The 25384-nt window shown below is 73.5% G+C and carries 31 protein-coding genes and 1 riboswitch; of the genes, 17 read left to right on the top strand and 14 right to left on the bottom strand.

Going from position 1 to position 25384, the window contains the following annotated elements; translation table 11 throughout:
- Positions 1–108 precede the first annotated feature (108 nt).
- Positions 109–885, bottom strand: coding sequence for a DUF4097 family beta strand repeat-containing protein (locus tag V6U81_RS26380; protein WP_334493162.1), 777 nt, complete (start codon positions 883–885; stop codon positions 109–111).
- A gap of 102 nt (positions 886–987) precedes the next feature.
- Here V6U81_RS26380 and recO point away from each other — a divergent pair, with 102 nt between their 5' ends.
- The 5 genes from recO (at position 988) to V6U81_RS26355 (ending at position 4072) form a co-directional block, all read left to right on the top strand.
- Entirely contained in the window at positions 988–1896 is a 909-nt protein-coding gene (recO, locus tag V6U81_RS26375; protein WP_334493159.1) for a DNA repair protein RecO, read from the top strand.
- A gap of 32 nt (positions 1897–1928) precedes the next feature.
- Positions 1929–2705 carry an isoprenyl transferase gene (locus tag V6U81_RS26370; RefSeq protein ID WP_334493168.1) on the top strand — a complete coding sequence of 259 codons (777 nt, stop codon included), beginning with the start codon at positions 1929–1931 and terminating at the stop codon, positions 2703–2705.
- Positions 2706–2774: 69 nt separating this feature from the next.
- Positions 2775–2960 (top strand): hypothetical protein, encoded by a 186-nt coding sequence (locus tag V6U81_RS26365; protein WP_334493157.1) that lies wholly within the window; start codon positions 2775–2777, stop codon positions 2958–2960.
- 126 nt (positions 2961–3086) lie between these two features.
- On the top strand, positions 3087–3308 hold the full coding sequence (locus V6U81_RS26360) for a thioredoxin reductase (protein ID WP_334493154.1): 222 nt from the start codon (positions 3087–3089) through the stop codon (positions 3306–3308).
- Positions 3302–4072, top strand: a complete 771-nt coding sequence (locus V6U81_RS26355; protein ID WP_334493151.1) for a pirin family protein — start codon at positions 3302–3304, stop codon at positions 4070–4072. Before V6U81_RS26360 ends, V6U81_RS26355 begins: the two co-directional genes overlap by 7 nt.
- Positions 4073–4109: 37 nt before the next feature.
- On the opposite strand, the gene gndA is transcribed toward V6U81_RS26355, so the two are convergent.
- Positions 4110–5552 carry an NADP-dependent phosphogluconate dehydrogenase gene (gene gndA, locus V6U81_RS26350; RefSeq protein ID WP_334493148.1) on the bottom strand — a complete coding sequence of 481 codons (1443 nt, stop codon included), beginning with the start codon at positions 5550–5552 and terminating at the stop codon, positions 4110–4112.
- A 122-nt stretch (positions 5553–5674) separates the two neighbouring features.
- Entirely contained in the window at positions 5675–5971 is a 297-nt protein-coding gene (locus tag V6U81_RS26345; RefSeq protein WP_334493146.1) for an MTH1187 family thiamine-binding protein, read from the bottom strand.
- A gap of 244 nt (positions 5972–6215) precedes the next feature.
- Between V6U81_RS26345 and V6U81_RS26340 the strand changes: the two genes are divergently transcribed.
- Positions 6216–6488 (top strand): hypothetical protein, encoded by a 273-nt coding sequence (locus V6U81_RS26340; RefSeq protein WP_334493143.1) that lies wholly within the window; start codon positions 6216–6218, stop codon positions 6486–6488.
- A 128-nt stretch (positions 6489–6616) separates the two neighbouring features.
- Here V6U81_RS26340 and V6U81_RS26335 read toward each other — a convergent pair whose 3' ends face one another.
- The 3 genes from V6U81_RS26335 to V6U81_RS26325 all read right to left on the bottom strand — a co-directional run bounded on the left by V6U81_RS26335 (position 6617) and on the right by V6U81_RS26325 (position 9579).
- Positions 6617–7417 carry an energy-coupling factor transporter transmembrane component T family protein gene (locus tag V6U81_RS26335; RefSeq protein ID WP_334493140.1) on the bottom strand — a complete coding sequence of 267 codons (801 nt, stop codon included), beginning with the start codon at positions 7415–7417 and terminating at the stop codon, positions 6617–6619.
- Positions 7414–8895: an ABC transporter ATP-binding protein gene (locus tag V6U81_RS26330; protein WP_334493138.1), complete on the bottom strand. Its 1482-nt coding sequence runs from the start codon at positions 8893–8895 to the stop codon at positions 7414–7416. The genes V6U81_RS26335 and V6U81_RS26330 overlap by 4 nt, the downstream gene beginning before the upstream one ends.
- Positions 8896–8988: 93 nt before the next feature.
- Positions 8989–9579: an ECF transporter S component gene (locus V6U81_RS26325; RefSeq protein ID WP_334493135.1), complete on the bottom strand. Its 591-nt coding sequence runs from the start codon at positions 9577–9579 to the stop codon at positions 8989–8991.
- 74 nt (positions 9580–9653) lie between these two features.
- Positions 9654–9759: riboswitch (TPP riboswitch) on the bottom strand.
- Between the two features lie 99 nt (positions 9760–9858).
- On the opposite strand from V6U81_RS26325, the gene V6U81_RS26320 reads away from it, so the two are divergent.
- The 4 genes from V6U81_RS26320 (at position 9859) to V6U81_RS26305 (ending at position 14147) form a co-directional block, all read left to right on the top strand.
- Positions 9859–10689 carry an alpha/beta fold hydrolase gene (locus tag V6U81_RS26320; RefSeq protein ID WP_334493132.1) on the top strand — a complete coding sequence of 277 codons (831 nt, stop codon included), beginning with the start codon at positions 9859–9861 and terminating at the stop codon, positions 10687–10689.
- Between the two features lie 13 nt (positions 10690–10702).
- The gene (locus V6U81_RS26315) at positions 10703–11452 is read left to right on the top strand and encodes a sugar isomerase domain-containing protein (RefSeq protein WP_334493129.1); all 750 of its coding nucleotides are present in this window, start codon (positions 10703–10705) and stop codon (positions 11450–11452) included.
- Between the two features lie 88 nt (positions 11453–11540).
- On the top strand, positions 11541–12044 hold the full coding sequence (locus tag V6U81_RS26310) for a DUF6328 family protein (RefSeq protein WP_334493126.1): 504 nt from the start codon (positions 11541–11543) through the stop codon (positions 12042–12044).
- A gap of 132 nt (positions 12045–12176) precedes the next feature.
- Positions 12177–14147 (top strand): acyl-CoA dehydrogenase family protein, encoded by a 1971-nt coding sequence (locus V6U81_RS26305; protein ID WP_334493124.1) that lies wholly within the window; start codon positions 12177–12179, stop codon positions 14145–14147.
- A 112-nt stretch (positions 14148–14259) separates the two neighbouring features.
- Here V6U81_RS26305 and V6U81_RS26300 read toward each other — a convergent pair whose 3' ends face one another.
- Genes V6U81_RS26300 through V6U81_RS26265 form a run of 8 tightly spaced genes read right to left on the bottom strand, consistent with a single transcriptional unit; the run spans position 14260 to position 18708 of the window.
- A complete protein-coding gene (locus V6U81_RS26300) occupies positions 14260–14427 on the bottom strand; it encodes a hypothetical protein (RefSeq protein ID WP_334493121.1) in 168 nt (55 codons plus the stop codon).
- Positions 14428–14436: 9 nt separating this feature from the next.
- A complete protein-coding gene (locus V6U81_RS26295) occupies positions 14437–15042 on the bottom strand; it encodes a hypothetical protein (protein ID WP_334493118.1) in 606 nt (201 codons plus the stop codon).
- 51 nt (positions 15043–15093) lie between these two features.
- Positions 15094–15486: a Fur family transcriptional regulator gene (locus V6U81_RS26290; RefSeq protein WP_334493115.1), complete on the bottom strand. Its 393-nt coding sequence runs from the start codon at positions 15484–15486 to the stop codon at positions 15094–15096.
- On the bottom strand, positions 15483–15782 hold the full coding sequence (locus V6U81_RS26285; RefSeq protein ID WP_334493112.1) for an ArsR/SmtB family transcription factor: 300 nt from the start codon (positions 15780–15782) through the stop codon (positions 15483–15485). The genes V6U81_RS26290 and V6U81_RS26285 overlap by 4 nt, the downstream gene beginning before the upstream one ends.
- Positions 15783–15825: 43 nt before the next feature.
- Positions 15826–16692 (bottom strand): metal ABC transporter permease, encoded by an 867-nt coding sequence (locus tag V6U81_RS26280; RefSeq protein ID WP_334493108.1) that lies wholly within the window; start codon positions 16690–16692, stop codon positions 15826–15828.
- Position 16693: 1 nt separating this feature from the next.
- Positions 16694–17455: a metal ABC transporter ATP-binding protein gene (locus V6U81_RS26275; protein ID WP_334493105.1), complete on the bottom strand. Its 762-nt coding sequence runs from the start codon at positions 17453–17455 to the stop codon at positions 16694–16696.
- Positions 17452–18396: a metal ABC transporter substrate-binding protein gene (locus V6U81_RS26270; protein ID WP_334493103.1), complete on the bottom strand. Its 945-nt coding sequence runs from the start codon at positions 18394–18396 to the stop codon at positions 17452–17454. The genes V6U81_RS26275 and V6U81_RS26270 overlap by 4 nt, the downstream gene beginning before the upstream one ends.
- Before the next feature lie 54 nt (positions 18397–18450).
- The gene (locus tag V6U81_RS26265) at positions 18451–18708 is read right to left on the bottom strand and encodes a DUF6703 family protein (protein WP_334493101.1); all 258 of its coding nucleotides are present in this window, start codon (positions 18706–18708) and stop codon (positions 18451–18453) included.
- Between the two features lie 27 nt (positions 18709–18735).
- Here V6U81_RS26265 and V6U81_RS26260 point away from each other — a divergent pair, with 27 nt between their 5' ends.
- The 7 genes from V6U81_RS26260 (at position 18736) to dusB (ending at position 25270) form a co-directional block, all read left to right on the top strand.
- Positions 18736–19077, top strand: coding sequence for an antibiotic biosynthesis monooxygenase family protein (locus V6U81_RS26260; RefSeq protein ID WP_334493099.1), 342 nt, complete (start codon positions 18736–18738; stop codon positions 19075–19077).
- Between the two features lie 117 nt (positions 19078–19194).
- Positions 19195–19668: a hypothetical protein gene (locus tag V6U81_RS26255; RefSeq protein WP_334493165.1), complete on the top strand. Its 474-nt coding sequence runs from the start codon at positions 19195–19197 to the stop codon at positions 19666–19668.
- Positions 19669–19782: 114 nt separating this feature from the next.
- Entirely contained in the window at positions 19783–21162 is a 1380-nt protein-coding gene (locus V6U81_RS26250) for a glycine--tRNA ligase (RefSeq protein ID WP_334493095.1), read from the top strand.
- A 160-nt stretch (positions 21163–21322) separates the two neighbouring features.
- Positions 21323–22165, top strand: a complete 843-nt coding sequence (locus V6U81_RS26245; RefSeq protein WP_334493093.1) for a hypothetical protein — start codon at positions 21323–21325, stop codon at positions 22163–22165.
- Between the two features lie 73 nt (positions 22166–22238).
- Positions 22239–23174: a hypothetical protein gene (locus V6U81_RS26240; protein WP_334493091.1), complete on the top strand. Its 936-nt coding sequence runs from the start codon at positions 22239–22241 to the stop codon at positions 23172–23174.
- Entirely contained in the window at positions 23167–23994 is an 828-nt protein-coding gene (locus tag V6U81_RS26235) for a hypothetical protein (RefSeq protein ID WP_334493088.1), read from the top strand. The genes V6U81_RS26240 and V6U81_RS26235 overlap by 8 nt, the downstream gene beginning before the upstream one ends.
- A gap of 103 nt (positions 23995–24097) precedes the next feature.
- A complete protein-coding gene (gene dusB, locus V6U81_RS26230) occupies positions 24098–25270 on the top strand; it encodes a tRNA dihydrouridine synthase DusB (protein ID WP_334493085.1) in 1173 nt (390 codons plus the stop codon).
- Positions 25271–25384 lie beyond the last annotated feature (114 nt).

The following is a 25384-nucleotide window of genomic DNA, read 5'->3' as shown; positions in this document are numbered from 1 at the left end:
CCGCGCGTACGGCCCGGGCCGCCGCCGCCGTGCCGACCAGCCCCGCCCCCGCCGGGGCCGCCGCCCGGGTGCCGGCGCAGCGGTCGGCGGAGCCGACCACGGTCGAACTCAACGCTGGCTGACCGTCACGTTCCCGCTGCCGGTGCCCACGTCCAGCACCAGCGACGCCCCCGGGTCGTCGGTGACGCCCAGTTGCGCGTCGCCGGAGCCGGTGCTGGACCGGATCCGGTACCGGCCGGCGGGCACCACCAGCTCCACGTCTCCGCTGGACGCCCGGACCCGCGCCGAGGCGGGCCGGTCCAGCTCGACGGTGACGTTGCCGGAGCCGGTCTCGGCCGCCACCTGGCCGCCGAGCCGTAGCGCGGTGATGTCGCCGGACGCGGCGTGCAGGTCGACCGGGGCGGCGACGTCCTGCACCTCGATGTTGCCCGAGCCGGTCTCCGCGCGGACCGCCCCGGTCGCGCCGGCCACCTGGATGTTGCCCGAGCCGAGCCGGAGGTCGACCGGGCCGGTCTTCGCCAGGACGAGGTCGCCGGAGCCGGTCTCGCCCTGCACCCGCACCCCGGGCGGGGCGGTCACCTCGTACGACACGGAGCAGTGCGGGCCGCACTCGGTGTCCAGGATCAGTTCCCCGCCCCGGATCTCGTACGTGGTGTCGGGCTGGTCGCCCTGGTAGCGCAGCACCCGCTTGACCCGTACCCCGGTGGCCGGGCCGGTGGCGCGGACCGTCACGTCGCCCGCGCCGGGCAGTACGGTGATCCGGCTGACGGTGGCCGACTCGGTGGTGTCGAAGTCCAGCCGCCGGGAGGCGAGGCTGTCACACCCCGCGGTGAGGATGAGGACGGCGGTCGCGCCCAGGGCGACGGCGGTGCGGTGCGGTGCCATGGCCAGCAACCTACGGTCGGTCCCGGGGGCGGCACATCCGGGACGTCACGCCGGTCCACCCCGAACCGACCCTGATTTCCGACCCCGAGGGAGAATGGCCGGATGGCCGGGTACCGCCGACAGCTCTACCGCGACGACGCGGTGGTCCTGCGCGTGCAGAAACTCGGCGAGTCCGACCGGATCATCACCCTGCTCACCCGCCGGCACGGCCGGCTGCGCGCGGTGGCCCGGGGCATCCGGCGCACCACCAGCAAGTTCGGCGCCCGGCTGGAGCCGTTCGGGCACGTCGACCTCCAGCTCGCCGGGGATCCGAAGGGCAACCACGGCAGCTCGCTGCACACGGTCAGCCAGGTCGAGGGGATCGACCTCTACGGCAAGCGCTTCCTCGGCGACTATCCCCGCTACACGACGGCGAGCGCGATCGCCGAGACCGCCGAGCGGCTCACCCCGGTCGAGCGGGAGCCCTCGCTGCGGCTGTTCCAGCTCACCCTCGGCGCGCTGAAGGCGCTGGCCCTGGGGGAGCACGCGACCACGCTGGTGCTCGACGCGTACCTGCTGCGCGGGATGACGTTGGCCGGCTGGGCGCCGGCCTTGATCGCCTGCGCGGTCTGCGGCACGCCGGGGCGGCACCGGGCCTTCTCGGTGCCCGCCGGGGGCGCGGTCTGCCCGGACTGCCGGCCCCCGGGGGCGGCCCACCCGGCCCCGGCCACCATCGATCTCATGTCCGCGCTGACCAGCGGCGACTGGCGGGTCGCCGACGCCGCCGAGACGGGGGTACGCCGGGAGTGCAGCGGCCTGGTCGCGGCGCACCTGCAGTGGCATCTGGAGCGCGCGCTACGCTCGCTGCCGCTGGTCGACCGGGGCGCCCCGGCGGCCGGCCCGGCTGCCTCGCCCGGCGGTGCGGTGGCCGGTCCGGTGCTGCCTGCGGGCGGTGGCGCGGCCGGTCCGGTCCCGCCGCCGCGTGGTGCGGGCGCCGGGGCGGAGGGCGTGGACAGGGAGATGAACGAGTGATCCGATCGTTGAGGGCCGGCCGGCGCGAGCCGGTGCCGCCGACACCGCACCCGTCGGGCGCCCGGCCGCCGGCGCTGCCCGCGGAGGCGCTGCCGAAGCACATCGCCGTGGTGATGGACGGCAACGGCCGCTGGGCCAAGGAGCGCGGCCTGCCCCGCACCAAGGGTCACGAGCAGGGCGAGCACAGCCTCTTCGACACCATCGAGGGCGCGATCGAGCTGGGTGTGCCCTACCTGTCGGCGTACGCGTTCTCCACCGAGAACTGGCGGCGCTCGCCGGACGAGGTGCGCTTCCTGATGGGCTTCAACCGGGACGTCATCCGTCGCCGCCGGGACCAGTTGGTCGACCTCGGTGTCCGGGTGGTCTGGTCGGGGCGGGCGGGCCGGCTGTGGAAGAGCGTCATCTCCGAGTTGCAGACCGCGGAGGAGATGTCCCGGGGCAACTCGACGCTGACCCTCCAGTTCTGCGTCAACTACGGCGGCCAGGCGGAGATCGCCGACGCGGCGGCCGCGATCGCCCGGGACGTGGCCGCCGGCCGGCTCGACCCCGGCAAGGTCACCGAGAAGACGGTCGCGAAGTACCTCTACCACCCGGAGATCCCCGAGGTGGACCTCTTCCTGCGCCCCTCCGGCGAGGAGCGGATCTCCAACTTCCTGCTCTGGCAGACCGCGTACGCGGAGCTGGTCTTCCTGGACACGCTCTGGCCGGACTTCGACCGCCGGCACCTCTGGTACGCCTGCGAGCTGTACGCGCAGCGGGACCGCCGGTTCGGCGGCGCCCTGCCCAATCCGGTCGCGCCGCGGACGTAGCTCACGATTGGCCGGCCGTTCCGTGGGGTACCTCCTCAGTCAGCAGACACGACGCGGAGGTGAACCCACATGATTCAGAAGCGGATTGCCCAGTGGGCGGTCATGGCGGTCGCCGTGCCGCTCGCGGCGGCCGGCGCCCGTCGGCTCAGCCACACGCTGGAGGCCCGGCGTGGCCCGACCGGCGTGAGCCGCCTGCTCAACAAGGGCGCCGACATGCTGCGCCCGCAGAAGGCCAAGCGCCGCCGGTTCTGGTGACGCGATCGCCCGACGGCGCCGCCCCCTTGCGGGGTGCGGCGCCGTCGTCGTGTCCGGTGCCGCACCGCGGTCCGTAACCGGCTCCCACGGCTCCATGATCCACGTAGGATCGGGTGGGGGTGGGCAATGGCGGACCTGCGGTACAAGATGATCATGGCGTTGAACGCGGCGGATCTCGGCAGCCCGATGTGTGAGCAGGTGGCGGCCATCTGCGCGGAGATCGCCGAGCAGCACTGCACGGAGCTGGGGCACGCCCCCGCCGTACGGGCCGGGGAGATCGCCGAGCTGGCCAACGGGGAGCCGGCGCTGACCTGGGCGCCCACCGAGACCGGGCAGCGTGCGTGGTGACGGCCCTGGCCCCCGCGCCGGCGGTGGACGTCCGGCGAGCCGCCGACCGGTTCGCCACCCGGCTCTCCTGGCTCGACTCCAAGCACTCCTTCTCGTTCTCCCGGCACTACGACCCGGCGAACACCCACCACGGACTGCTGCTGGTCAACAACGACGACGTGGTCCACCCGGGCACCGGCTTCGAGACCCACCCGCACGAGGACATGGAGATCGTCACCTGGGTGCTGCGCGGCTCCCTGGTGCACCAGGACTCCACCGGCCACTCCGGCGTCATCTATCCCGGGCTGGCCCAGCGGATGAGCGCCGGCACCGGCATCCTGCACTCCGAGAAGAACGACTCCTGGCGGCTGGACCACACCGCCCCGCACCAGGACCCGGTCCACTTCGTGCAGATGTGGGTGCTCCCCGACGAAGAGGGCGTCGACCCCGGCTACGAGCAGCTGGAGATCGGCGACGAGCTGCTCCGCGGCGGCCTCGTCCCGGTCGCCTCGGGGATGGAACGCTACGACGGCGCGTCCGCCATCCGGATCCGCAACCGGTACGCCGCCCTGCACGCCGCCCGGCTCGCCCCCGGCGACGAGGTCACCCTCCCCGACGCCCCCTTCCTGCACCTCTACGTGCCCAGCGGCGCGGTCACCCTGGAGGGCAGCGGACACCTCGGCGAGGGCGACGCCGCCCGGATCACGATGACCGGCGGTCAGCGGGTCAGCGCCGCCGAGCCGGCCGAGATCCTGGTCTGGGAGATGCACGCCAATCTCGCCTGACGGCGTGGCGACGCGCCGCGGTGCCGGGCGTGCGCCCTCAGCCGGCCACCTCGGAGCGGTCGCCCGCCCAGAGGGTGTGGAACGAGCCCTCCCGGTCCACCCGACGGTAGGTGTGCGCGCCGAAGTTGTCCCGCAGCCCCTGAATCAGCGCCGCCGGCAGTCGCTCCGCGCGCAGCGCGTCGAAGTAGGCCAGCGACGATGAGAACGCCGGGGTGGGCACGCCGGCCCGGGCCGCGTCCGCCACCACCCGCCGCCAGCCCGGCACGCCGGCGCTGACCCGGTCGGCGAAGTACGGCGCCACCAGCAGCGTCGACAGCTCCGGCTGCTCGTCGTACGCCTCCCGGATCCGGTCCAGGAAGCGGGCCCGGATGATGCAGCCGCCCCGCCAGATGGTGGCGGTGCCGCCCAGGTCGATGTCCCAGTCGTACTCGTCACTGCCGGCCCGGATCTGGTCGAAGCCCTGCGCGTACGCGACGATCTTGCTGGCCAGCAGCGCGCGCCGGACGTCCTCGACGAAGGCGTCCCGGTCTTCGACCTGCCACTTCTCGCCGGCGTCGGGGAACGCCCGGCGGGCCGCCGCACGCTGGTCGGCGTGGCCGGAGAGCGACCGGGCGAAGGTCGCCTCGGCGATGCCGGTGATCGGGATGCCGAGGTCGAGCGCGATCTGCACCGTCCACCGGCCGGTGCCCTTCTGCTCGGCCTGGTCGAGCACCACGTCCACGAAGGCCTTGCCGGTGGCCGCGTCGGTGTGCGCCAGCACGTCGGCGGTGATCTCGATGAGGAAGGACTCCAGCTCGCCGGTGTTCCACTCCCGGAAGATCTCCGCGATCTCCGCCGGGCTCGCCGACAGCCCCGCCCGCAGCAGGTCGTACGCCTCGGCGATGAGCTGCATGTCGGCGTACTCGATGCCGTTGTGGACCATCTTGACGAAGTGCCCGGCGCCGTCCGGCCCGATGTGCCGGCAGCACGGGGTGCCGTCGACCTGCGCGGCGATCTTCTCGAACATCGGCCCGAGCTTCTGGTACGACTCCGCCGAGCCGCCCGGCATGATGCTCGGCCCGCGCAGCGCGCCCTCCTCGCCGCCGGAGACGCCGGTGCCGACGAAGTGCAGCCCGTGGGCCCGTAGCGCCTCCTCCCGGCGGCGGGTGTCGGCGAAGTGCGCGTTGCCGCAGTCGACGACGATGTCCCCCTCCTCCAGCAGCGGGACCAGTTCGTCGATCACCGCGTCGGTGGGGCCGCCCGCCTTGACCATCACGATCACCGCCCGGGGGCGTTCCAGCGAGGCGACGAAGTCCGTCAGGGACTCCGACGGCACGAAGTTGCCCTCGTCGCCGTGTTCGGTGACCAGGCTGCGGGTGCGCTCCGGCGAGCGGTTGTGCACCGCCACGGTGAAGCCGTTGCGGGCCAGGTTCCGGGCCAGGTTGCGGCCCATCACCGCCAGCCCGGTCACGCCGATCTGCGCCGTCGCCCGCTCCACCATCCGTACCGCCACCCTCCGTCGGCATGCCCGTCCTGCGACCGTATCGCGGTCGGCGGCGACGTGGGCCGTCTCATCGACGGTCGGTGACCGGCGGGGCGCGCGGCGTCGCGGCGGCGGGGCGGTCAGCCCTCGGCGAGCCGTGCCTCGACGTGGGCGACCTTGCCGGTCAGCGCGTCGGTCACCCCCGGCCGGACATCGGCCTTGAGTACCACGCTGACCCGGGGCGCCCGCGCGGCGACCACGTCGACCGCCTGCTTGACCACCGCCATCACCTCGTCCCACTCGCCCTCGACGGTGGTGAACATGGCGTCGGTACGGTTCGGCAGGCCCGAGGCGCGGACCACCCGGACGGCCTCGGCGACCAGGTCGCCGACGGACTCACCCACGCCGAGCGGGGTGATCGAGAACGCGATCAGCATGCCGCCGATTGTGCCGGTTAATCGGGTGCGGCCGGCGTCGCCCGGCGGCTAACCTGCCGGCATGCGCAACTGACGCCCTCACTTCCGAGCCGGCCCGCCGCCTGTCGCCGCGGGTCCGTGCCCTCCGGGCGTCCGCATCCCCACCGCCGTTCGCGCGGTGTCCGCGTGGTCGGGTCGCCCGGGTCGTCCCTGCCCGTCGACCGCCCGCCCGGCGGCGCGGTCCCGTTCGCGAAGGAGGCGGCGCATGCCCGCCAAGCGACACCCGAAGAAGTCCCCGAAGAAGTCCCCGCCGGCGGTGCCCGGCCCGCTCGCCGCGCGGCCCGAACCGGTCGACCCGGTCGACCCGCTCACCGTTGCGCTGTCACACCCGGTCGAGCTGCCGGCCGCGCCGGAGCCCGAGCCGACCCGGCCGGCGCCGGTCACCCCGCCGCCGCGCGGCGGTCCGCCGGTCCGGGGCGGCGTGGGCGGCACCGCCGCCCGCGGTCAGACCCGGCGGTACGCCTTCCGGCGCAGCTGACCGGTGTCCGGGTGCGGTCGTCCCGGTGGGGCGGCCGCACCCGGCTCTGGCCCTCGGTTCTCGGCGCAGCGCGGGGCGGGGTCCGGCGCACGGGTGGCTGCATCGTGTCCCGGGCCGTGCCCCCGCGGTCAGCCGATCAGCGGCCGGAACGCGCCGAGGGCGATGCTGACCGCCAGCGCGCCGCCGGCCAGTACCGCCGCCGCGGCGATCAGCAGCCAGTCCGCCCGGCCGAAGTGCTGCCGGCGGGCCACCGTACGGGGGGTGCCGGCGTCGAAGCCGCGGGCGTCCATCGCCACCGCCAGCCGGGTGCCCCGACGGATCGCGCCGACCAGCAGGGCGAACGCCGTCGAGATGAAGAGCCGTAGCTTCGCCACGGGATTGCGCCCGGCGTCCACGCCGCGCGCCCGGCGGGCCATCGCGATCATCTGCCACTCCTGGCCGAGCAGCGGCACCAACCGGAACGCGGCCAGCGCGCCGAGGGCGAAGCGGGCCGGCGCCTTCGCGTTCTGAATCAGCGCGTCGGCCAGGTCGGTCGGGTCGGTGGTGGCGAAGACGATCACCCCGGGCAGCGCCACCGCGAAGGTCCGCAGCACCAGGCCGAGCGCGGTGACCAGGACGCCCTGCGTCACCAGCAGCGGCCCGGCGTCGAGCAGCACCGGGCCGGACCGGTCGGCGGCGAAGAGCACCAGGGTGACGAGGATGCCGAGCCCGCTGGCCAGCAGCGGCAGCGCCCGGCGGGCCAGCACCCGGTAACGGATCCCGAACAGCGGCAGCACCGCCAGCTCGACCGCGATGGCGATCGCCGGTGCCACCGGGTCGAGGGTGGCGACCAGCACGAACGTGAACACCAGCGCGGCGGCCAGCTTGGCCACCGGATTGCGCCGGGCCAGCGGCGCCCCGGGCGTCGCGACCGGTTCCAGGCCGATCACGGCAGACGCTCCGGCCCGCCACCGTCCGCGGCGCGCGGGCCGACGGTGGCGGCACCGGGACCGGCTCGCCCGGGCAGGGTGACGGTGCGGTCGGCGAGCGCGGCGACGAAGTCCGCGTCGTGGGTCACCGTCACCACGCCGTGCCCGGCGTCGCGCAGGTCGGCGAAGAGGTCGACCAGCTCCCGCCAGGTCCGCCGGTCCTGGCCGAAGGTCGGTTCGTCGCAGATCACCAGGCGGGGCGCGGTGGCCAGGGCGGTCGCCACGCTCAGCCGACGCGCCTCCCCGCCGGAGAGGGTGTACGGGTTGGCGCCGGCCAGCTTCGTCAGCCGCAGCCGTTCCAGCAGACCGTCCACGGTGGACCGTACCTCCGCCGGTGGGCGGCCGGTGCGGCGCGGGCCGAGCGCCAGCTCGTCGAAGACGGTGCCGGTGACGAACTGGTGCTCCGGGTCCTGGAAGACCGAGCCGATCCGGCGGGCCAGCGCGGGCGCCCGCCAGCGGTGCGGGGGAGTGCGGGCGTCGGTGCCGGCCAGCGCGTCGGTGGCGGTGACCCGGCCGGTGCCGGGGCGGAGCAGCCCGCCGAGCAGCAGGGCGAGGGTGGACTTGCCGGCGCCGTTCGGGCCGAGTACGGCGAGTGCCTCGCCGGCGCGTACCGCCAGGTCGGTGCCGCCCAGCCGGGGCGGCAGGCCGAGCCGGTCGGCGGTGAGCAACCGGTCCCCGGCGGGCGCGGTGGCGTGCCGGGGCGGGATGGTCCGGCCGGGCACCCAGACGCCCTCGGCGGCGAGGGCGTCGCCGTGCGCGGCGAAGACCGCCTCCGGTGGCCCGTCCGCGCGGACGCCGCCGCCCGGTTCCAGCACCACCACCCGGTCGACCAGCGGCAGCGCCTCGGCGACCCGGTGCTCGACCAGGATCAGGGTGGTGTCGGCGTCCAGCGCGCCGGCGACGGCCCGGCGGACCAGCTCGGCGCCGACCGGGTCCAGGTTGGCGGTCGGCTCGTCGAGCAGCAGCAGGCCGGGGCGCAGGGCGAGCGCGCCGGCCAGGGCGAGGCGTTGCTGCTCGCCGCCGGAGAGGGCGGCGGTGAGCCGGTCCCGGTGGTACGGGAAGCCGACCCGACGCAGCGCTTCGTCGACCCGGGGCCAGATCTCGTCCGCCGGTACGCCCCGGTTCTCCAGCCCGAACGCCACGTCGTCGCCGCAGCGGGCCATCACCAGCTGGGTCTCCGGGTCCTGGAAGACGATGCCGACCCGTTCCCGGTCCTTGCGCGGGTCGAGCCCGTCGATCTCGACGGTCCCCTCCTGCTCACCGGAGTCCTCCGGCAGCAGTCCCGCGAGCGCGGTCAGCAGGGTGCTCTTCCCGGCCCCGGAGGGCCCGAGCAGCAGCACCCGCTCCCCGTGCTCCACCCGCAGGTCGACTCCCCGGACGGCCCACGCCCTCCGCCCGGCGTGCCGCCAGCCGAACCCGCGCAGTTCCACCGCGCTCACGGCTCCCACCCTGCCCCGTCGATCATGAGGTTGGCGGCACTTCGGGAGATCCACATCGCCGTCAACCTCATGATCAACGTGGTTGGGACGCGGTCAGACCGTGGCGCGGTCTCGGCCGGCGGGGAAGCGGTCCAGGACGCCGGTGCGGGCCAGGGCGGCCGTCAGGTAGTACGAGCCGGCGCCCGCGATGATCGTCGCGCTGACGATGGTGAGCAGCGCGTAGGGGATCCGGTAGCTGGTCAGGTCGGTGGCCTTGTTCCAGTAGACGAAGTCGAAGATCGCCGCGCTCAGGCCGGTCAGCGCGCCGGCCAGCAGCGCGGTCGGCAGCCGGAACGACCGGTAGCGGAACGCGGCGAACGCCAGCTCCGCGCCGACGCCCTGCATCAGGCCCTGCACGATCACGATGCCGCCCCACTGGCTGCCCAGCAGCGCGGACACGATCGCGGCCACCAGCTCGCAGTAGAGCGAGGCGCCCGGCTTGCGGATGACCAGGCCGCCGAGCACCGCCGGGACCAGCCAGACGCCGTAGATCAGCGTCTGCGCTGGCGGGAAGAAGGCGAATGCGGCGTCCGTGGCGCTCCAGACCAGGCCCCAGGCCCAGAAGATGACGCCGAAGGCGACGGCGATCACCGAGGCGACCACGATGTCGACGGTCCGCCACCGGTTGCTGTCCGTGTGGTTCATGATGGCTCCCAGTTCAGATGATCGAACCAGGAGAAGACGCACGCCGCGCCCGGTTGCTGCCGGACGGCGGCGCGGCTGGAGGTCGACCGAACTCCCTGCGCTGGCATTACCCAGATCAGGTTCGAGGGTCTGCGGGCGGTGCCCGCACTCTCAGCGCTGTGCGCTCCCCTGTCGGATGTGAAGTTGTCTCGGCAGACGCTAGCACCGACCTGCGGGCCGGGCCGAGCCGCCCGGTCGGGGCGGATGCCCGGGCGGGTCGCTGCGGCTAGGCTGCCGATCATGCGGGTCGAGGCGCGAGGACTGACCTTCGAGGTACGCACCGGCGGCCCGGAGGACGGCGACCCCGTCCTCCTGCTGCACGGTTTCCCCCAGCACGGCGGGGAGTGGGACGAGGTGGTGCCGGCGCTGCACGCCGCCGGGCTGCGTACCCACGCCCCGGACCAGCGGGGCTACTCCCCGGGCGCCCGGCCGACCGAGGTCGCCGCCTACCGGCTCCCCGAACTGGTCGCCGACGCGGTGGCGGTGCTCGACGCGCTGGGCGTCGACGCCGCCCATGTGGTCGGGCACGACTGGGGCGCCGTGGTCGCCTGGGCCCTCGCCGCGAAGCACCCCGACCGGGTGCGCACCCTCACCGCGGTCTCCGTGCCCCATCCGGCGGCCTTCGGGTACGCCCTGAAGCACGACACCCGGCAGAAGGCGCGCTCCGCGTACATGGTGCTGTTTCGTCGGACGGGAATGGCGGAGAAGGTGCTGCTGGCGGGGCGGGCCGCCGCCCTGCGCCGGCTGCTCTCCGGCGTCGGCGACGCCGCCCGGGTGGCCCGGTACGCCGAGCCGATGCGGGAGCCGGGCGCGCTGACCGGCGCGCTCAACTGGTACCGGGCGATGTCCGGGGACGACATGAAGGCCGTCGGCCCGGTCGACGTGCCGACCACCTACGTCTGGAGCGACCAGGACGTCGCCCTCGGCCGGACGGCCGCCGAGGCGTGCGCCGGCCACGTGACGGGGGACTACCGGTTCGTGACGCTTCCCGGGGTCACCCACTGGATCCCCGACGAGGCGCCCGGCCCGCTGGCCGAGGCGATCCTGGCCCGCGCCCGTGGGCTGGCCTGAGAGCGGAGGAAGCATGACGGTGAGCGCTGAGGAGTACCTGGCCGTGGTGACCGCGACGATGGCCCGGGTGGCGGCCGGCCAGCGGGAGGCGGTGGGCCGGGCGGCCGACCTGCTCGCCGAGGCGCTGCGGGCCGACGGGGTGATCCATGCCTTCGGCACCGGACACTCCGAGGCGCTGGCCATGGAGATCGCCGGCCGGGCCGGCGGGCTGGTGCCGACGAACCGGATCGCGCTGCGCGACCTGGTGCTGCTCGGCGGGGAGCCGCCCAGCGTCCTCGGGCCGCACCTGGAACGCGACCCGGCCGTGGCGCACCGGCTCTACGAGCTGGCCCCGGTCAGCCCGCCGGACGTCTTCGTGCTGGCCTCTAACTCCGGTGTCAACGGCGCGATGGTGGAGTTCGCCTCGGTGGTGAAGGAACACGGCCACCGGCTGATCGCCATCACCTCGGCGGAGCACTCCGGCCGGATGACCTCGCGGCACCCGTCCGGGCGCAAGCTCGCCGACTTCGCCGACGTGGTGCTCGACAACGGCGCCCCGTACGGTGACGCGACCCTGCCGTTGCCGGGCGGCGGCGCGGTCGGCGCGGTCTCCTCCATCACCGCGGCCCTGCTGGCGCAGCAGATCGTGACCGAGACGGTGGCCCGGCTGATCGCGGCGGGGGAGCGGCCCCCGGTCTACCTGTCGGCCAACATCGCCGGCGGCGACGAGCACAACGCCGCGCTGGAGGCCCGGTACGCCGGCCGGATCCGCCGGGGTTCCTGAACCGGTTTCGCGGCGGCGTCCGATGGGGAAGTTCGGAGCTGCCCGTGGGTGACGCCCACGGGCAGTACCGTCTGACCGGAGGTTGCGCGTGTCGAAGGAATCCGAGAAGCAGCGCTGGCAGCGCAACTTCGCCGACCTGCTCCAGGAGTTGCGGGTCGCGCAGACCGGCGTGCAGATCCTCTTCGCCTTCCTGCTGACCCTGCCGTTCAGCAACGGCTTCACCCGGACCACCGAATTCCAGAAGGACGTCTACATCGTCGCGCTGCTGTCGGCGGCCGCCGCCACCGCGATGATCATTTCGCCGGTCGCCTTCCACCGGGCGCTGTTCCGCCAGGGTCGCAAGCCGGAGCTGGTCCGCTTCGCGCACCGGATGGCCACCGGCGGCCTCGCCTTCATGCTGGTCTCCATGGTCAGCGCGGTGCTGCTGATCACCGACTTCGTGCTCGACCGCGGCCTCGCCTTTGTGCTCAGCGGGCTCACCGGACTGTGGTTCCTGACCTTCTGGATGATCCTGCCGTTCGCCCGGCGCAGCTGGGGCGACGACGACATCGACGACGACGATGACGAGCCGGAGGTGCTGGCCGGCGACTGAGCGGCGGCGGCAACCGCCACCCGGTTGGAAAATCGGACGTGCACACAACGCTACCCCTGGGTAACAACCGGGGGTAGCGTGCTGTTTGTCGAGCACGTTTCCGCAGCCGGACCGAGGTTCGAGGGGGCAGCCGTGACCACGACGCAGGACAGCACACCCACCCAGGACGGCGCCGGGCCGTTGCCCGCCGAGGCGGGTCAGGTCTCCGAGAAGGAGGCCCGCCAGGTCGCCGAGGCGGCCCGGGAGTCCGCCTGGGACCGGCCCAGCTTCGGCAAGGAGCTCTTCCTCGGCCGGTTCCGGCTCGACCTGATCGATCCGTGGCCGCAGTCCGACCCGGCGGACGTCGAGCGGGCCGAGGCGTTCCTCACCGAGTTCGGGGCGTACCTGCGCTCCGAGGTGGACGGCGCGGCGATCGAGCGGGACGCGTCCATCCCGGACGAGGTGTTCCACGGGCTCGCCCGGTTGGGCGCCTTCGGCATGAAGATCGACCGGAAGTACGGCGGCCTCGGGCTGAGCAACCTGCACTACTGCCGGGCGCTGATGCTGGCCGGCTCGGTCAGCCCGGCGATCGGCGCGCTGCTCTCCGCCCACCAGTCCATCGGCGTGCCGCAGCCGCTGAAGATGTTCGGCACCGACGAGCAGAAGCAGACGTTCCTGCCCCGGCTGGCGGCCGGCGAAATCTCCGCGTTCCTGCTCACCGAGCCGGACGTCGGCTCCGACCCAGCCCGGTTGGCCACCACCGCCGAGCCGACCGCCGACGGCACCGGCTACCGGCTCAACGGGGTCAAGCTCTGGGCCACCAACGGCACGGTCGCCACGCTGCTGGTGGTGATGGCCCGGGTGCCCGCCGCCGAGGGCCGCCGGGGCGGCATCACCGCCTTCGTGGTGGAGGGCGACAGCGAGGGCATCACCGTCGAGCGGCGCAACGCCTTCGTCGGGCTGCGCGGCCTGGAGAACAGCCTCACCCGCTTCCACGACGTCTTCGTGCCGAAGGAGAACGTGATCGGCGGCGAGGGCAAGGGCCTGAAGATCGCGCTCACCACCCTGAACACCGGCCGGCTGTCGCTGCCGGCGATGTGCGTGGGCGCCGGGAAGTGGTCGCTGAACGTGGCCCGGGAGTGGGCCGCCGACCGGGTGCAGTGGGGCCGGCCGGTCGGCGAGCACGAGGCGGTCGCGCAGAAGCTCGCCTTCATCGCGGCCACGACGTACGGCATGGAGACCATGCTCGACCTCTGCTGCCTGCTCGCCGACGACGACCGTAACGACATCCGGATCGAGGCGGCGCTGGTCAAGCTCTACGCCAGCGAGATGGCCTGGAAGATCGGCGACGAGCTGGTGCAGATCCGGGGCGGGCGCGGCTACGAGACGGCCGACTCGCTGGCCGCCCGCGGCGAGCGCCCGGCCGCGGTCGAGCAGCTGGTCCGCGACCTTCGGATCAACCGGATCTTCGAGGGTTCCACCGAGATCATGCACCTGCTGATCGCCCGGGAGGCGGTCGACGCGCACCTCGCGGTGGCCGGCGACATCATCGACCCGGACGCCGGGCTCGGTCGCAAGGCCAGGGCGGGGGCGCGGGCCGGTGCCTTCTACGCGAAGTGGCTGCCGACCCTCGCGGTGGGCAAGGGGCAGAGCCCCGGGGCGTACGCGGAGTTCGGGCCGCTCGCCGGGCACCTGCGGCTGGTGGAGCGCTCGTCGCGCAAGCTGGCCCGGTCGACCTTCTACGCGATGTCGCGCTGGCAGGGAAAGATGGAGCGCAAGCAGGCGTTCCTCGGCCGGGTGGTGGACATCGGCGCGGAGCTGTTCGCGATGGCCGCGGTCTGCGTCCGGGCCAATGCGGAGAAGGACACCCGCCCGGAGAACGTCGAGCTGGCCGACCTGTTCTGCCGGCAGGCGCGGATCCGGGTCGAGCAGCTCTTCACCGCCCTCTGGGACAACACCGACTCGGTCGACGTGGCGGCCGCGAAGCGGATCCTCGCCGGCCGGTACGCCGGCATCGAGGAGGGCGTGATCACCCCGCCGGCCGACTCGCCCTGGGTGGCCCGCTGGTCACCGGGGCCGTCCACCGCCAAGGACGTCCGGCGTCGCATCCCGCCGCCGCGCTGACGCCCGTCGGCACGTGCTGCGGCGGGTCGCGGACGCGACCTGCCGCAGCCGGCGGTCGCCGTGCCCGCCGGCCGGCCGGCAATCCGGGCGGCGCGGGCGCGGCCCGGCGCGGTCAGCGGGCGATCGCCCAGGCCAGCACACCGGCCAGGATCAGTCCGTTGAACGCCGCGAGCACCAGGTAGGCCGCCGGCGGGATCTTGCGCCCCCGGCGGACGAAGCTCACCAGGACGGCGGCGTACCCGAGCAGCAGCACGGCGATGACGATCAGGAACCAGAGCACCGCCACACCCTATCGGGCACCGCGCAGGCCGAGTCGGCGCAGCTCCAGCGCGGCGAGCCGGTCGACGGTGGCGTCGTCGCCGCGGCGCCACGCCTCGGCCACGTCCGGATCGATCTTCGTGAGCTGGCGCAGCGGCTGGTTGGCCAGCGCCCGCAGGGCCAGCAGGTCCCGCCCGGCCGGGGCGACGGCCAGCGCCTTCGCCGAGGCGGCCCGGCGCATCCAGCGCAGCCGCAACGGCAGCCAGCCGAAGAGCACCAGGCCGAGCGGGAAGACCAGCACGGCGATGCTCAACGCCAGGGCGAGCTGGCCGACCAGGTCCTGCTGGTCCCGGCCCGCCTCGGCGACCGCGCGCGCGGCGTCGGCGGCCTTGGTGAACGGGCCGGTCAGCTCGTCGCCGACCAGCGGCACCCGGCCGACCTTGCCGCCGGCGTCGGCCAGGTTGTCGGCGAGGCCGGTGCCGGCCCCCTCCAGCTTCCGTCCGGGTACGGCGAGCTTCTCCACCAGGTCGTACAGCCAGCGGGCGAAACGGATCGCCGCATAGACCCAGACGACGACGAGCAGGTCGGTCAGGAGCTGACGGAGGGCGACCGGAAAACGGTCAGCGTAGATCTTCACGCCGGACAGCGTGCCACGGTACGGCCCGCCCGGCACCCCCCGCGCGGGTGGTCAGCCCGCGCACTCCGGGCAGGTGCCGAAGATCTCCAGGGTGTGGCTGACGTCGGCGTAGCCGTGCTGGGCCGCCACCCGCTCGGCCCAGGTCTCCACCGTCGGCCCGGCCACCTCGACGGTGCGCCCGCAGGCGCGGCAGACCAGATGGTGGTGGTGGCCCTCGCTGCACCGGCGGTAGAGGTGCTCGCCGCCGGGCGGGCGCATCACGTCGATGTCGCCGGCGTCGGCGAGCCCCTGCAACGTCCGGTAGACGGTGGTGAGGCCGACCCGTTCACCGCGGGCGCGCAGCATGGCGTGCAGATCCTGGGCGCTGTGGAAGCCCTCGACCTCGGCGAGTAGGGCGCTCACCGCCGACCGCTGCCGGGTGTTGCGCACGGCTCCCTCGGTCATGATCCCTCCCCGGCGTGGCTGACCGCGTCGGCCACGATGTGCGCCACGTGCTCGTCGACCAGCGCGTACGCGATCTCGCGGCCGCGTCGGGAGCCACGCACCACCCCGGCGCCGCGCAGCACCCGCAGGTGCTGGGAGACCAGCGGCTGTGCCGCGCCGAGCTTCTCCACCAGCTCGTGGACGCACCTCTCACCCTGCGCCAGCTCGCTCACGATCGCCAGCCGGATCGGGGCGGAGAGGGCGCGCAGCAGGTCGCCCGCGCCCTCGAAGGCGTCATAGCCGTTGCTGCCGGTCACGTTGCAACGGTAACCAATACCGCCGACAGCCCGTGCCCCTGAGTCACCGGAGCACCACCTCGTGCGGCTCGTGGGCCGTCAGGTCGGCCGGCGCCACCCGCCGGCGCAGCGCCCGCCAGCCGGCGGCACCGACCGCGACCACCAGGAACGAGGCGATCGCCAGCAGCACCACCGAGGCGCCCGGGGCGGTGTCGGCGTTGGCGGCCACCCAGACCCCGGCGCCGGCGGCGAAGAGACCGAGCGTCATGGCCGCCGTCATGGTGCTGCGGAAGCCCCTGGTCACCTGCTGGGCGGTGGCCACCGGCACCACCATCAGGGCGCTGATCAGCAGCACTCCGACGGCCCGCATGGCGATGGTCACGGTCACCGCGGTGGCGACCGCCAGCAGCAGGTTCAACGCCCGCACCGGCAGCCCGGAGACCCGGGCGTACTCCTCGTCGTGGCAGACCGCGAAGAGCGCCGGGCGCAGCGCCAGCATGGTGACGCCGATGGCCGCGCCGAGCACCGCGATGGTGGCCAGGTCGGTCTTCGAGGTGGTGGTGAGCGACCCGAACAGGTACGCGTTGAGGTTGGCGCTGCTGGCGTCGGAGAGCCCGACCAGCATCACGCCGCCGGCGATGCCGCCGTAGAAGAGCAGCGCCAGCGCCAGGTCCCCGGAGGTACGCCCGCGGGCCCGGACCAGCTCGATGGTGATCGCGCCGAGGGTCGCCGCGATCACCGCCACCACCACCGGGGAGCGGTTGAGCAGCAGGCCGGCGCCGACACCGGTCAGCGCCACGTGCCCGATGCCGTCGCCGATCAGGGCCAGCCGCCGCTGCACCAGGTAGATGCCGAGCGCCGGGGCGGCCAGCCCGATCACCAGCGCGCCGAGCAGCGCCCGCCACATGAAGTCGTACTGGAAGAGGCTCATGTCAGCTGCTCCACAGCCCGGCGGGCTCCTCGGGACCGTGCGGGTGCACGTGGTCGTGGTCGGGCTCCGCGTGGTGGCCGGCCGGTTCGGGCACGGCGCCGTCGTGGCAGATGCCGCCCTGGTGGACGACGACCGCCCGGCTGATCAGCGGGCGCAGCGGGCCCAGTTCGTGGGCGACGAGCAGCACGCTGCCGCCGCCGGCCGTGAAGTCGCGGAGCGCCCCCGCGAACGCCTCCTGGCTGGCCGCGTCGACACCGGCGGTCGGCTCGTCGAGCACCAGCAGCTCCGGCTGCCCGGCCAGCGCCCGGGCGATCAGGGTGCGCTGCTGCTGGCCGCCGGAGAGGGTGGACACCGGGTCGCCCGCCCGGTCGGCGAGGCCGACCGCGTGCAGTGCCGCGTCGACCGCGACCCGGTCGGCGCGGCCCGGCGGGCGCAGCACGCCCCGGCGGGCCAGCCGGCCGGAGGCGACCACCTCGCGCACGGTCGCCGGTACGCCGCTGCCGGCGCCGAGCCGCTGCGGGACGTACCCGATGCGCTGCCACTGCCGGAACCGGCGCAGTGGGGTGCCGAAGAGCTCCACCGACCCGGAGCCGAGCGGGACCAGCCCGAGCACGGCGCGGATCAGGGTGGACTTGCCGGAGCCGTTGGCGCCGAGGACGGCCACCACCTCGCCGGCGGTGACGGTCAGCGAGACGTCCCGCAGCACGGGGCGGCCGTCGTAGCCGGCCGCGGCGTGCGCGACGTGGATCACCGGCGTGGTCACGAGCACCCCAGCGCGGTCCGCAGGGTGGCCAGGTTGGTGCGCATCACCGAAAGGTAGTCGCCGCCGCCGTCACCGGAGAGCCCTTCGAGCGGGTCGAGGACGGCGGTCTTCGCGCCGACCTCGGCGGCGATGGTCTCGGCGACCTTCGGGCTGACCAGCGTCTCGAAGAAGATCGTGGTGGCGCCGTGCTCCCGGGCCTCCCGGGCGACCTCGGCCAGCCGCTGCGGGGAGGGCTCGGTGTCCGGGGTGAGGCCGGTCAGGCCGACCTGCTCCAGCCGGTAGCGCTCGGCGAGGTAGCCGAAGGCGGTGTGGCTGACCACGATCTCCCGGCGCTGGCAGGTCTTCAGGCCGGCGGTGTAGTCGGTGTCGAGCTTCTTCAGCTCGCCGCCGAGCGCGGTGGCCCGGGCGGTGTAGTCGGCGGCCCGGTCCGGGTCGACCTGGCCGAGCCGCTGGGCGAGCCGGTCGGCGACGGTGGCCAGCCGGGTCGGGTCGAGCCAGAGGTGCGGGTCCCTGCCGCCGGACTCCTGCTCGGCGTGACCGGCCTCACCCTCGTGCTCGTGCCCGCCGGCCGCGCCGGTCAGCAGCGGCTGGACGGTGGCGACGTCGAACGCGCGCTTCGCCGCGTTCTGGTCGACGGCCTCGTCCACCGCCGGCTGGAAGCCCTTGAGGTAGACGACGACCTCGGCCTCGCTGACCTGGCCCACCTGGCCCGGGTTGAGCTCCAGGTCGTGCGGCTCGGCGCCCGGTTTGGCCAGGTTGGTGACCCGGACGGCGTCCCCGCCGACGCGCTCCGCCACGAACTGCAACGGATAGAAGGCCGCCACCACGTCCACCCGGTCCGGGTCGGCGCCGGCGCCGTCGGTGGAGCAGGCGGCGGCGCCGCCGAGGGCCAGCACTACGGCGGCGGCGGTCAGGGCGCGGGACACGGAGCGGACGGTCATGTCGTCAACTGTCCGTGGCAACGACAATGATTGTCAAAAACGCATGATTGCATGTCAGAGCAGCTTGACCAGGGCCACTGCGATCAACAACGTCAGCATGACGAGTCGGAGCGCCCGGGTCCGCGGCGTCTGCACCGGCCAGGTGGTGGCCAGCAGGAAGCCCAGCCCGGCCGCCAGCGCCAGCAGCAGCACTCCGCCGACCGGCCCCGGCGCGAAGAACGCCACCAGCACCACGACCAGCGTGGCGAGGAACACCGACGTCGGATTCGCCCGGGCCAGCCGGGCCAGCAGGAGGCTCTGCGTACGCTGCATCCCACAGACTCTACGAGGAGGAACCCCGTGCTGGTGACCAACCGGTTCGTGGTCGACGTCGATGGCGCGGACGACTTCGCCACCCGGGCGCACGCCGCCCTGACCGCGCTCGCCGCCCGCCCCGGCTACCTGCGCGGTGAGCTGCTCCGGGCGCTCGACGACCCCCGGCACTGGTGCCTGGTCACCGAGTGGGAGTCGGTCGGCACCTACCGGCGGGCGCTCGGCGGCTTCGACGTCAAGATCGCCGCGGTGCCGCTGCTCGCCGAGTCGCTCGACGAGCCGTCCGCGTACGAGACGCTGGCCAGTGCCGCCCCGGGCGGTGAGGTCGTGGTGGCCACCAGTGATCGGGCCACGAGTCCGCACCGCTGAGACGGCGGGCACTACCCTGCTCCTATGACCGCTCCCGGCCCGGCAGCCCCACCGCCGTACCCCTCGATCCCCGGCCGGGACGGCACCCCGCCGCCCGGGTCCGGGGGCGACCCGGGGGTGCCCGGCCCGCCGCCGGGGCCCGGGGTGGTCCCGCCGTTCGCCGCGCCGCCGACCGAGGGCGGCCGGGTCCGGCTCTGGCTGGGGCTCGGCGTGGGCGCGCTCGCCCTGCTGATCTGCTGCGGCGGGGGTGGCGCGGCCGCCATCGGCCTGGTCGTCAGCAACGTGCAGGCCGTCGAGGAGCAGGGCAAGTCGGTCACCGACTCCTACTACCGGGCGCTGGTCGAGCGGGAGTTCGGCAAGGCGTACGACAAGCTCTGCGACGACGCGCAGCGGCGCGAGTCGCGGGCGGACTTCGCCCAGCGGGTGGCCGACGAGCCGGCGGTGGCCGCCTACCGGGTCGGTGAGGTGGACCCGACGGCGCTGACCGTGCCGGTCGACGTGACCCTCAGCGGCGGCGGCCGGGAGACCCAGCAGGTCACCCTCGCCGCCGACCAGCAGACCGGCGGCATGGAGGTCTGCGGGGTCAGCTGACCCGTCCGGAGTATTCTGCTGGGCTCGGGGCGCCGCTGGTCGTACCGTTGTCCCGAAGTGTTCGTTCCGTCCACATCGCGTCCCCGCCGACCGCCAGCCGGCGTAGGAGGAAACATGCCAGCCGATCGTATCGACGCCGTCGTCAGTCTCGCCAAGCGCCGAGGCTTCGTCTTCCCCTCCAGCGAGATCTACGGGGGTACCCGGTCGGCGTGGGACTACGGTCCGCTCGGCGTGGAGCTGAAGGAAAACGTCCGCCGGCAGTGGTGGAAGACCATGGTCCAGCAGCGCGACGACGTCGTCGGCCTGGACTCCGCGGTCATCCTGGCCCGCAAGGTCTGGGAGGCCTCCGGCCACATCGCCGAATTCGTCGACCCGCTGACCGAGTGCCAGTCCTGCCACAAGCGGTTCCGCGCGGACCACCTCGAGGAGGCGTACGCCGAGAAGCACGGCAAGCCGCTGACCTCGCTCCAGGAGCTGAACTGCCCCAACTGCGGCAACAAGGGCACCTTCACCGAGCCGAAGATGTTCAACGGCCTGATGAAGACCTACCTCGGCCCGGTGGAGAGCGACGAGGGCATGCACTACCTGCGCCCGGAGACCGCCCAGGGCATCTTCGTCAACTACAAGAACGTCGAGACGGTCGCCCGCAAGAAGCCGCCGTTCGGCATCGCGCAGACCGGCAAGTCGTTCCGCAACGAGATCACCCCGGGCAACTTCATCTTCCGGACCCGCGAGTTCGAGCAGATGGAGATGGAGTTCTTCGTCGAGCCGGGCTCGGACGAGCAGTGGCACGAGTACTGGCTCCAGGAGCGCTGGAACTGGTACCTCGACCTCGGCCTCTCCGCCGACAACCTGCGCCTCTACGAGCACCCCAAGGAGAAGCTCTCCCACTACTCGAAGCGCACCGTCGACATCGAGTACCGATTCCAGTTCGGCGGCACCGAGTTCGCCGAGCTGGAGGGCATCGCCAACCGCACCGACTTCGACCTCTCCACGCACAGCAAGCACTCCGGCGTCGACCTGTCCTACTTCGACCAGGCCAAGAGCGAGCGCTGGATGCCGTACGTGATCGAGCCGGCCGCCGGCCTCACCCGCGCGGTGCTGGCCTTCCTGCTCGAGGCGTACGACGAGGACGAGGCCCCGAACACCAAGGGCGGCGTGGACAAGCGCACCGTGATGCGCTTCGACCCGCGGCTGGCCCCGGTGAAGGTGGCGGTGCTGCCGCTGTCCCGCAACGAGGCCCTCTCCCCGAAGGCGAAGGGCCTCGCCGCCCAGCTGCGCAAGCGCTGGGTGGTCGAGTTCGACGACTCGCAGGCGATCGGCCGCCGCTACCGCCGGCAGGACGAGATCGGCACCCCGTTCTGCGTCACCGTCGACTTCGACACCCTCGCCGACGACGCGGTGACCGTGCGCAACCGGGACACCATGGCCCAGGAGCGGGTCGCCCTGGACCAGGTCGAGCGTTACCTGATCGAGCGCCTGCCCGGCTGCTGACCGAGGCGTCCGACGGCCCCGCCCCGTTCGCCGGGGCGGGGCCGTCGCTCTTTTTTCGGGCCATCCGGACCAATGGGCCGACCGGCCGGACCGGTGGTTGAGCTGGCTGTCAACTCGTGCGAGCATTCCCGGCGTTGAATCTCGTCACGGGGGAGTGTGCATGACGCGCGCGTCGCAACAGGACCACGACCACGACCCGAAGCGCCGGCGCCTGCTGCGCCGCGCCGCCACGGCCGCCGCCACCACCGCTGGCGCGGGTGTCGCCGCCGCCGTGGGGCTGCCCGGCACGGCCCAGGCCGCCCCGGGTGACAACCTCATCATGGGTACGACCAACGACGCCGGCCCGACCACCACCACGGTGAACGCCACGAACGGCAACGGCACGCTGGTACTGGGGAACACCGCGGGTGCGCCGCTGCGGCTCGTGCCCGGCGACAGCCTCTACCCGCAGGTGTTCGACTCGGAGCTCGGCACGCTGGCCGTCGACAATCAGGGTGATCTGTTCGTCAAGGCCGGCGTGGACAACGTCGACAACGCCACCGTCGGCTGGGCCTGGACGTCGGAGTGGGCGACCACCTCGGTGGCGGTCGCGCCGACGCGGGTGCTGGACACCCGGGACCCGAACCTGCGGCGCGCCATCGTCTCCGGTGCGGGCGACCTCGACTCCAGCGGCCGGCTGGTTCCCGGCAAGCCGATCGTGCTCAGCCTGGACAGCTACGTCCGGGACGGCTACGCGCTCAAGGGCAACGTGACCGTGGCCGGGATGACCGGTGGCGGCGTGCTGACCGTGTGGGGCAGTGGCACCAAGCCGGCCACCTCCACGGTGAACTGGTGGACCAGCGGGCAGGTCCTGTCGAACTTCCTCTTCACCGAACTCGGTGCCGTCGGGGCGTACCGCAGCGTGCTGACGCTCCAGGCCACCGCCTCGCCGACCCACGTGATCCTCGACATGACCAGCCTGCTGGTCGGCCACCCGAGCCAGGTGCTCGTCAGCCGTGCCTAGGCGGCCCGGACGCGCGCACCGCGCGTCGGCAGCCACCCGCCGCCCGTCAACCCAGCCAACGGGGGAATGAAGAATGACGTCGTCCGAACCTGACCGCTCCGCCTCGCGGCGCACCCTGCTGCGGCGCGCCGCCGTCACCGGTGGCGCCGCGGTCGCCGCCACGGCGGTGACCGCGGCCAACGCCACGCCCGCCGCCGCCGCGACCGGTGACCCGGTCGTCCTGGGCGGGACCACCACGGGCACCCTGCACACCAGCGTGACCAGCGCCGCCGAGGGCGGGGCCGCCACGCTGGCCCTGCAGAACACCACCGGCGCGACCCTGCAGCTGACGCGCAGGACCCCCACCTACGGCTGGGGCGGTGGGCTGATCTCCACCGCCGACGGCCTGGGGGTGCAGCAGGTGGTCAACAGCGCGGTGGTGCAGCACGAGACGCTGACCACGGCGAACGCCACCATGCTGGTGCCGATCCCGCCGACCCGGGTGCTCGACAGTCGCAGTGCGGCCGGCCGCGCCCGGCTCCTCGAGGGTGCCAACCGGGTCGATTCGCAGGGCCGGGTGCTCCCCGACACCCTGCTGGTCGTGCACCTGCGCGACATCGTCGACTACGGCGACGGCCTGATGGGCAACGTCACCGTCGCCAACACCGCGCGGGGCGGGTTCGCCACGGTCTGGGGCCGGGGCGAGCTGCCCACCGCCTCGACGATCAACTGGTGGGGCGCCGGCCAGCTGCTCTCCAACGGCGTCATCTCTCAGCTCGGCGCGTACGAGACCGACGCCGGGGAGTACTACGAGGACGTGGTGGCCATCTGGGTGGCCGTGGGCGCGACGGCGGTGATCCTCGACGTCACCGGCCTGCTGGTGTTCCACCCGGACTCGGCCGTGATCAACAATGTGAAGGCCGTCTCGGGCGACCGCCTCGCCGCCGACTCCGGTACCAGCGGAGTGCGCGCCCAGGTGATCAAGGAGGCCGCCGAGCGCGGTGACCGCGAGGTGCGGACCGGTGCGTGACCACGAGGAGAGCAGCAGCATGACCAGCGACCAGAGCTCCTCGACCACCCGTCGACGGATCGTGAAGGGCGGCCTCGCGGTCGGCGCCGGCGTCGGGGTCGCGGCCGTCGTCGCCACGCCGGCGGAGGCGGCGGCCGGCGATCCGGTGCTCGCCGGGCAGCCCAACGACGCCGGCACGGCCGAGACGCTGCTGGTCGGCGGCTCGTCGGCGACCCCGACCCTGACCCTCACCCACGGCGACGGGCGCCCGCCGTTGATCCTCGCTCCCACCCCGGAAGCGTCGATCCCGGTTGATCTGCCCACCGGCTCGCTGGCGATCAACGACTCGGGCGACCTGGTCATCGGCGGCAAGGCCGGGACGAAGCAGTACGTCAACACGTCCCGCTGGGCGAACCGGACGCTGGCCACCGCGCCGAAGCGCATCCTGGACACCCGCTCGATGGCCACCTACAGCGCCAACGTGGTCACGGGCGCGGGGAACGTGCTCTCCGGTAAGCTCGGCGCCGGCAAGATCATCCACGTGACGGTGAAGAACGTGCCGCCGGCGCTGGCCGAGAAGGCCACCGCGGCGTACGTCAACATCACGGTGGCGGGGACGGTCTCCGGCGGCTTCCTCACCGCGTACAGCTCCTCGATCGCCAAGCCGGGGACGTCCTCGCTGAACTGGTGGGGGCCGAACCAGGTGCTGTCGAACCTGGTCGAGGTGCAGCTGGGCAGCTACAACGGCACCCCGCTGTCGTTCGGCATCTACGTCCACTCGGCCACCTCGGTCATCGTGGACGTCTGCGGGCTGATCCTGTCCGAGCCCGGCACGTACTGATCCGTACGCCGGTCGCCGTCGCGGTGCGAGTTCGCTCACCATCGCTGCGGCGACCGGCCACCGGGCGCTGGCGGGTCGCCGTCGGCATGGGATTCTTGGGTACGTGACCAGTTCCGCCGCCCCCGTCCTCCGCCCGCTCACCATCGGCCCCCACCAGGTGTGGCCGCCCGTGGTGCTCGCGCCGATGGCCGGCATCACCAACGTCGGCTTCCGGCAGCTCTGCCGGGAGCAGGGCGGTGGCATCTACGTCTGCGAGATGATCACCACCATCGCGCTGGTCGAGCGGAACCCGAAGACGCTGCGCATGATCGCCTTCGGCGACAACGAGAAGCCGCGCAGCCTCCAGCTCTACGGCACCGACCCGGAGATCACCGCCGCCGCCGTGCGGATCGTGGTGGAGAAGGACCTCGCCGATCACATCGACCTGAACTTCGGCTGCCCGGTCCCGAAGGTCACCCGCAAGGGCGGCGGGTCGGCCCTGCCGTGGCGACGGCGGCTCTTCGCCCGGCTGGTGAAGGCCGCGGTGGACGCCGCGTCACCCGCCGGGGTGCCGGTCACCGTGAAGATGCGCAAGGGCATCGACGACGACCATCTGACGTACGTCGAGGCGGGTCTCGCCGCCCAGGACGCCGGGGTGGCGGCGGTCGCCCTGCACGGGCGTACGGCCGCGCAGCGCTACTCCGGCACCGCCGACTGGGACGCGATCGCCACCCTCAAGCAGGCCCTCGACGTGCCGGTGCTGGGCAACGGCGACATCTGGGAGGCCGACGACGCGCTGCGGATGGTCGCCCACACCGGGGTGGACGGGGTGGTCATCGGCCGTGGCTGCCTGGGCCGGCCGTGGCTCTTCGCCGACCTGGAGGCCGCCTTCGACGGGCGCCCGGAGCGGCGGCTGCCCAACCTCGGGGAGGTGGCGGCCACCATGCGCCGCCACGCCGAGCTGCTGGTCGACCAGTTCACCGTGGGCGCGCGCAACCCGGCCAGGGGCGAGCGGGACGGCTGCACCGACTTCCGCAAGCACGTCGCCTGGTATCTCAAGGGCTTCCCCGTCGGGAGCGAGCTGCGTCGGGAGCTGGCCATGATCGAGAGCCTGGCGCAGCTCGACGACCTACTCGGCAAGCTCGACCCGGCCGAGCCGTTCCCGGTGGCCACGCTGGGCCAGCCCCGGGGGCGTACCAACTCGCCGGGCAAGGTCTTCCTGCCGGACGGCTGGCTGGCCAGCCGCGACGACGACACCGTGCCCGAGGGCGCGGAGCTGGCCGACTCCGGCGGCTGATCCTGCGCATACGACGAAGGGCCGGCCCGTGAGGGCCGGCCCTTCGTTGGTTGTGCGCACCCGTCAGGAGGTGGTGTAGCCGCGGGTGGCGATCCAGTCGGCGAGGTTGTCGAC

Source organism: Micromonospora lacuserhaii (assembly GCF_036902735.1).
Lineage (GTDB): Bacteria > Actinomycetota > Actinomycetes > Mycobacteriales > Micromonosporaceae > Micromonospora.
This window is presented reverse-complemented; position numbering and strand designations above follow the sequence as displayed.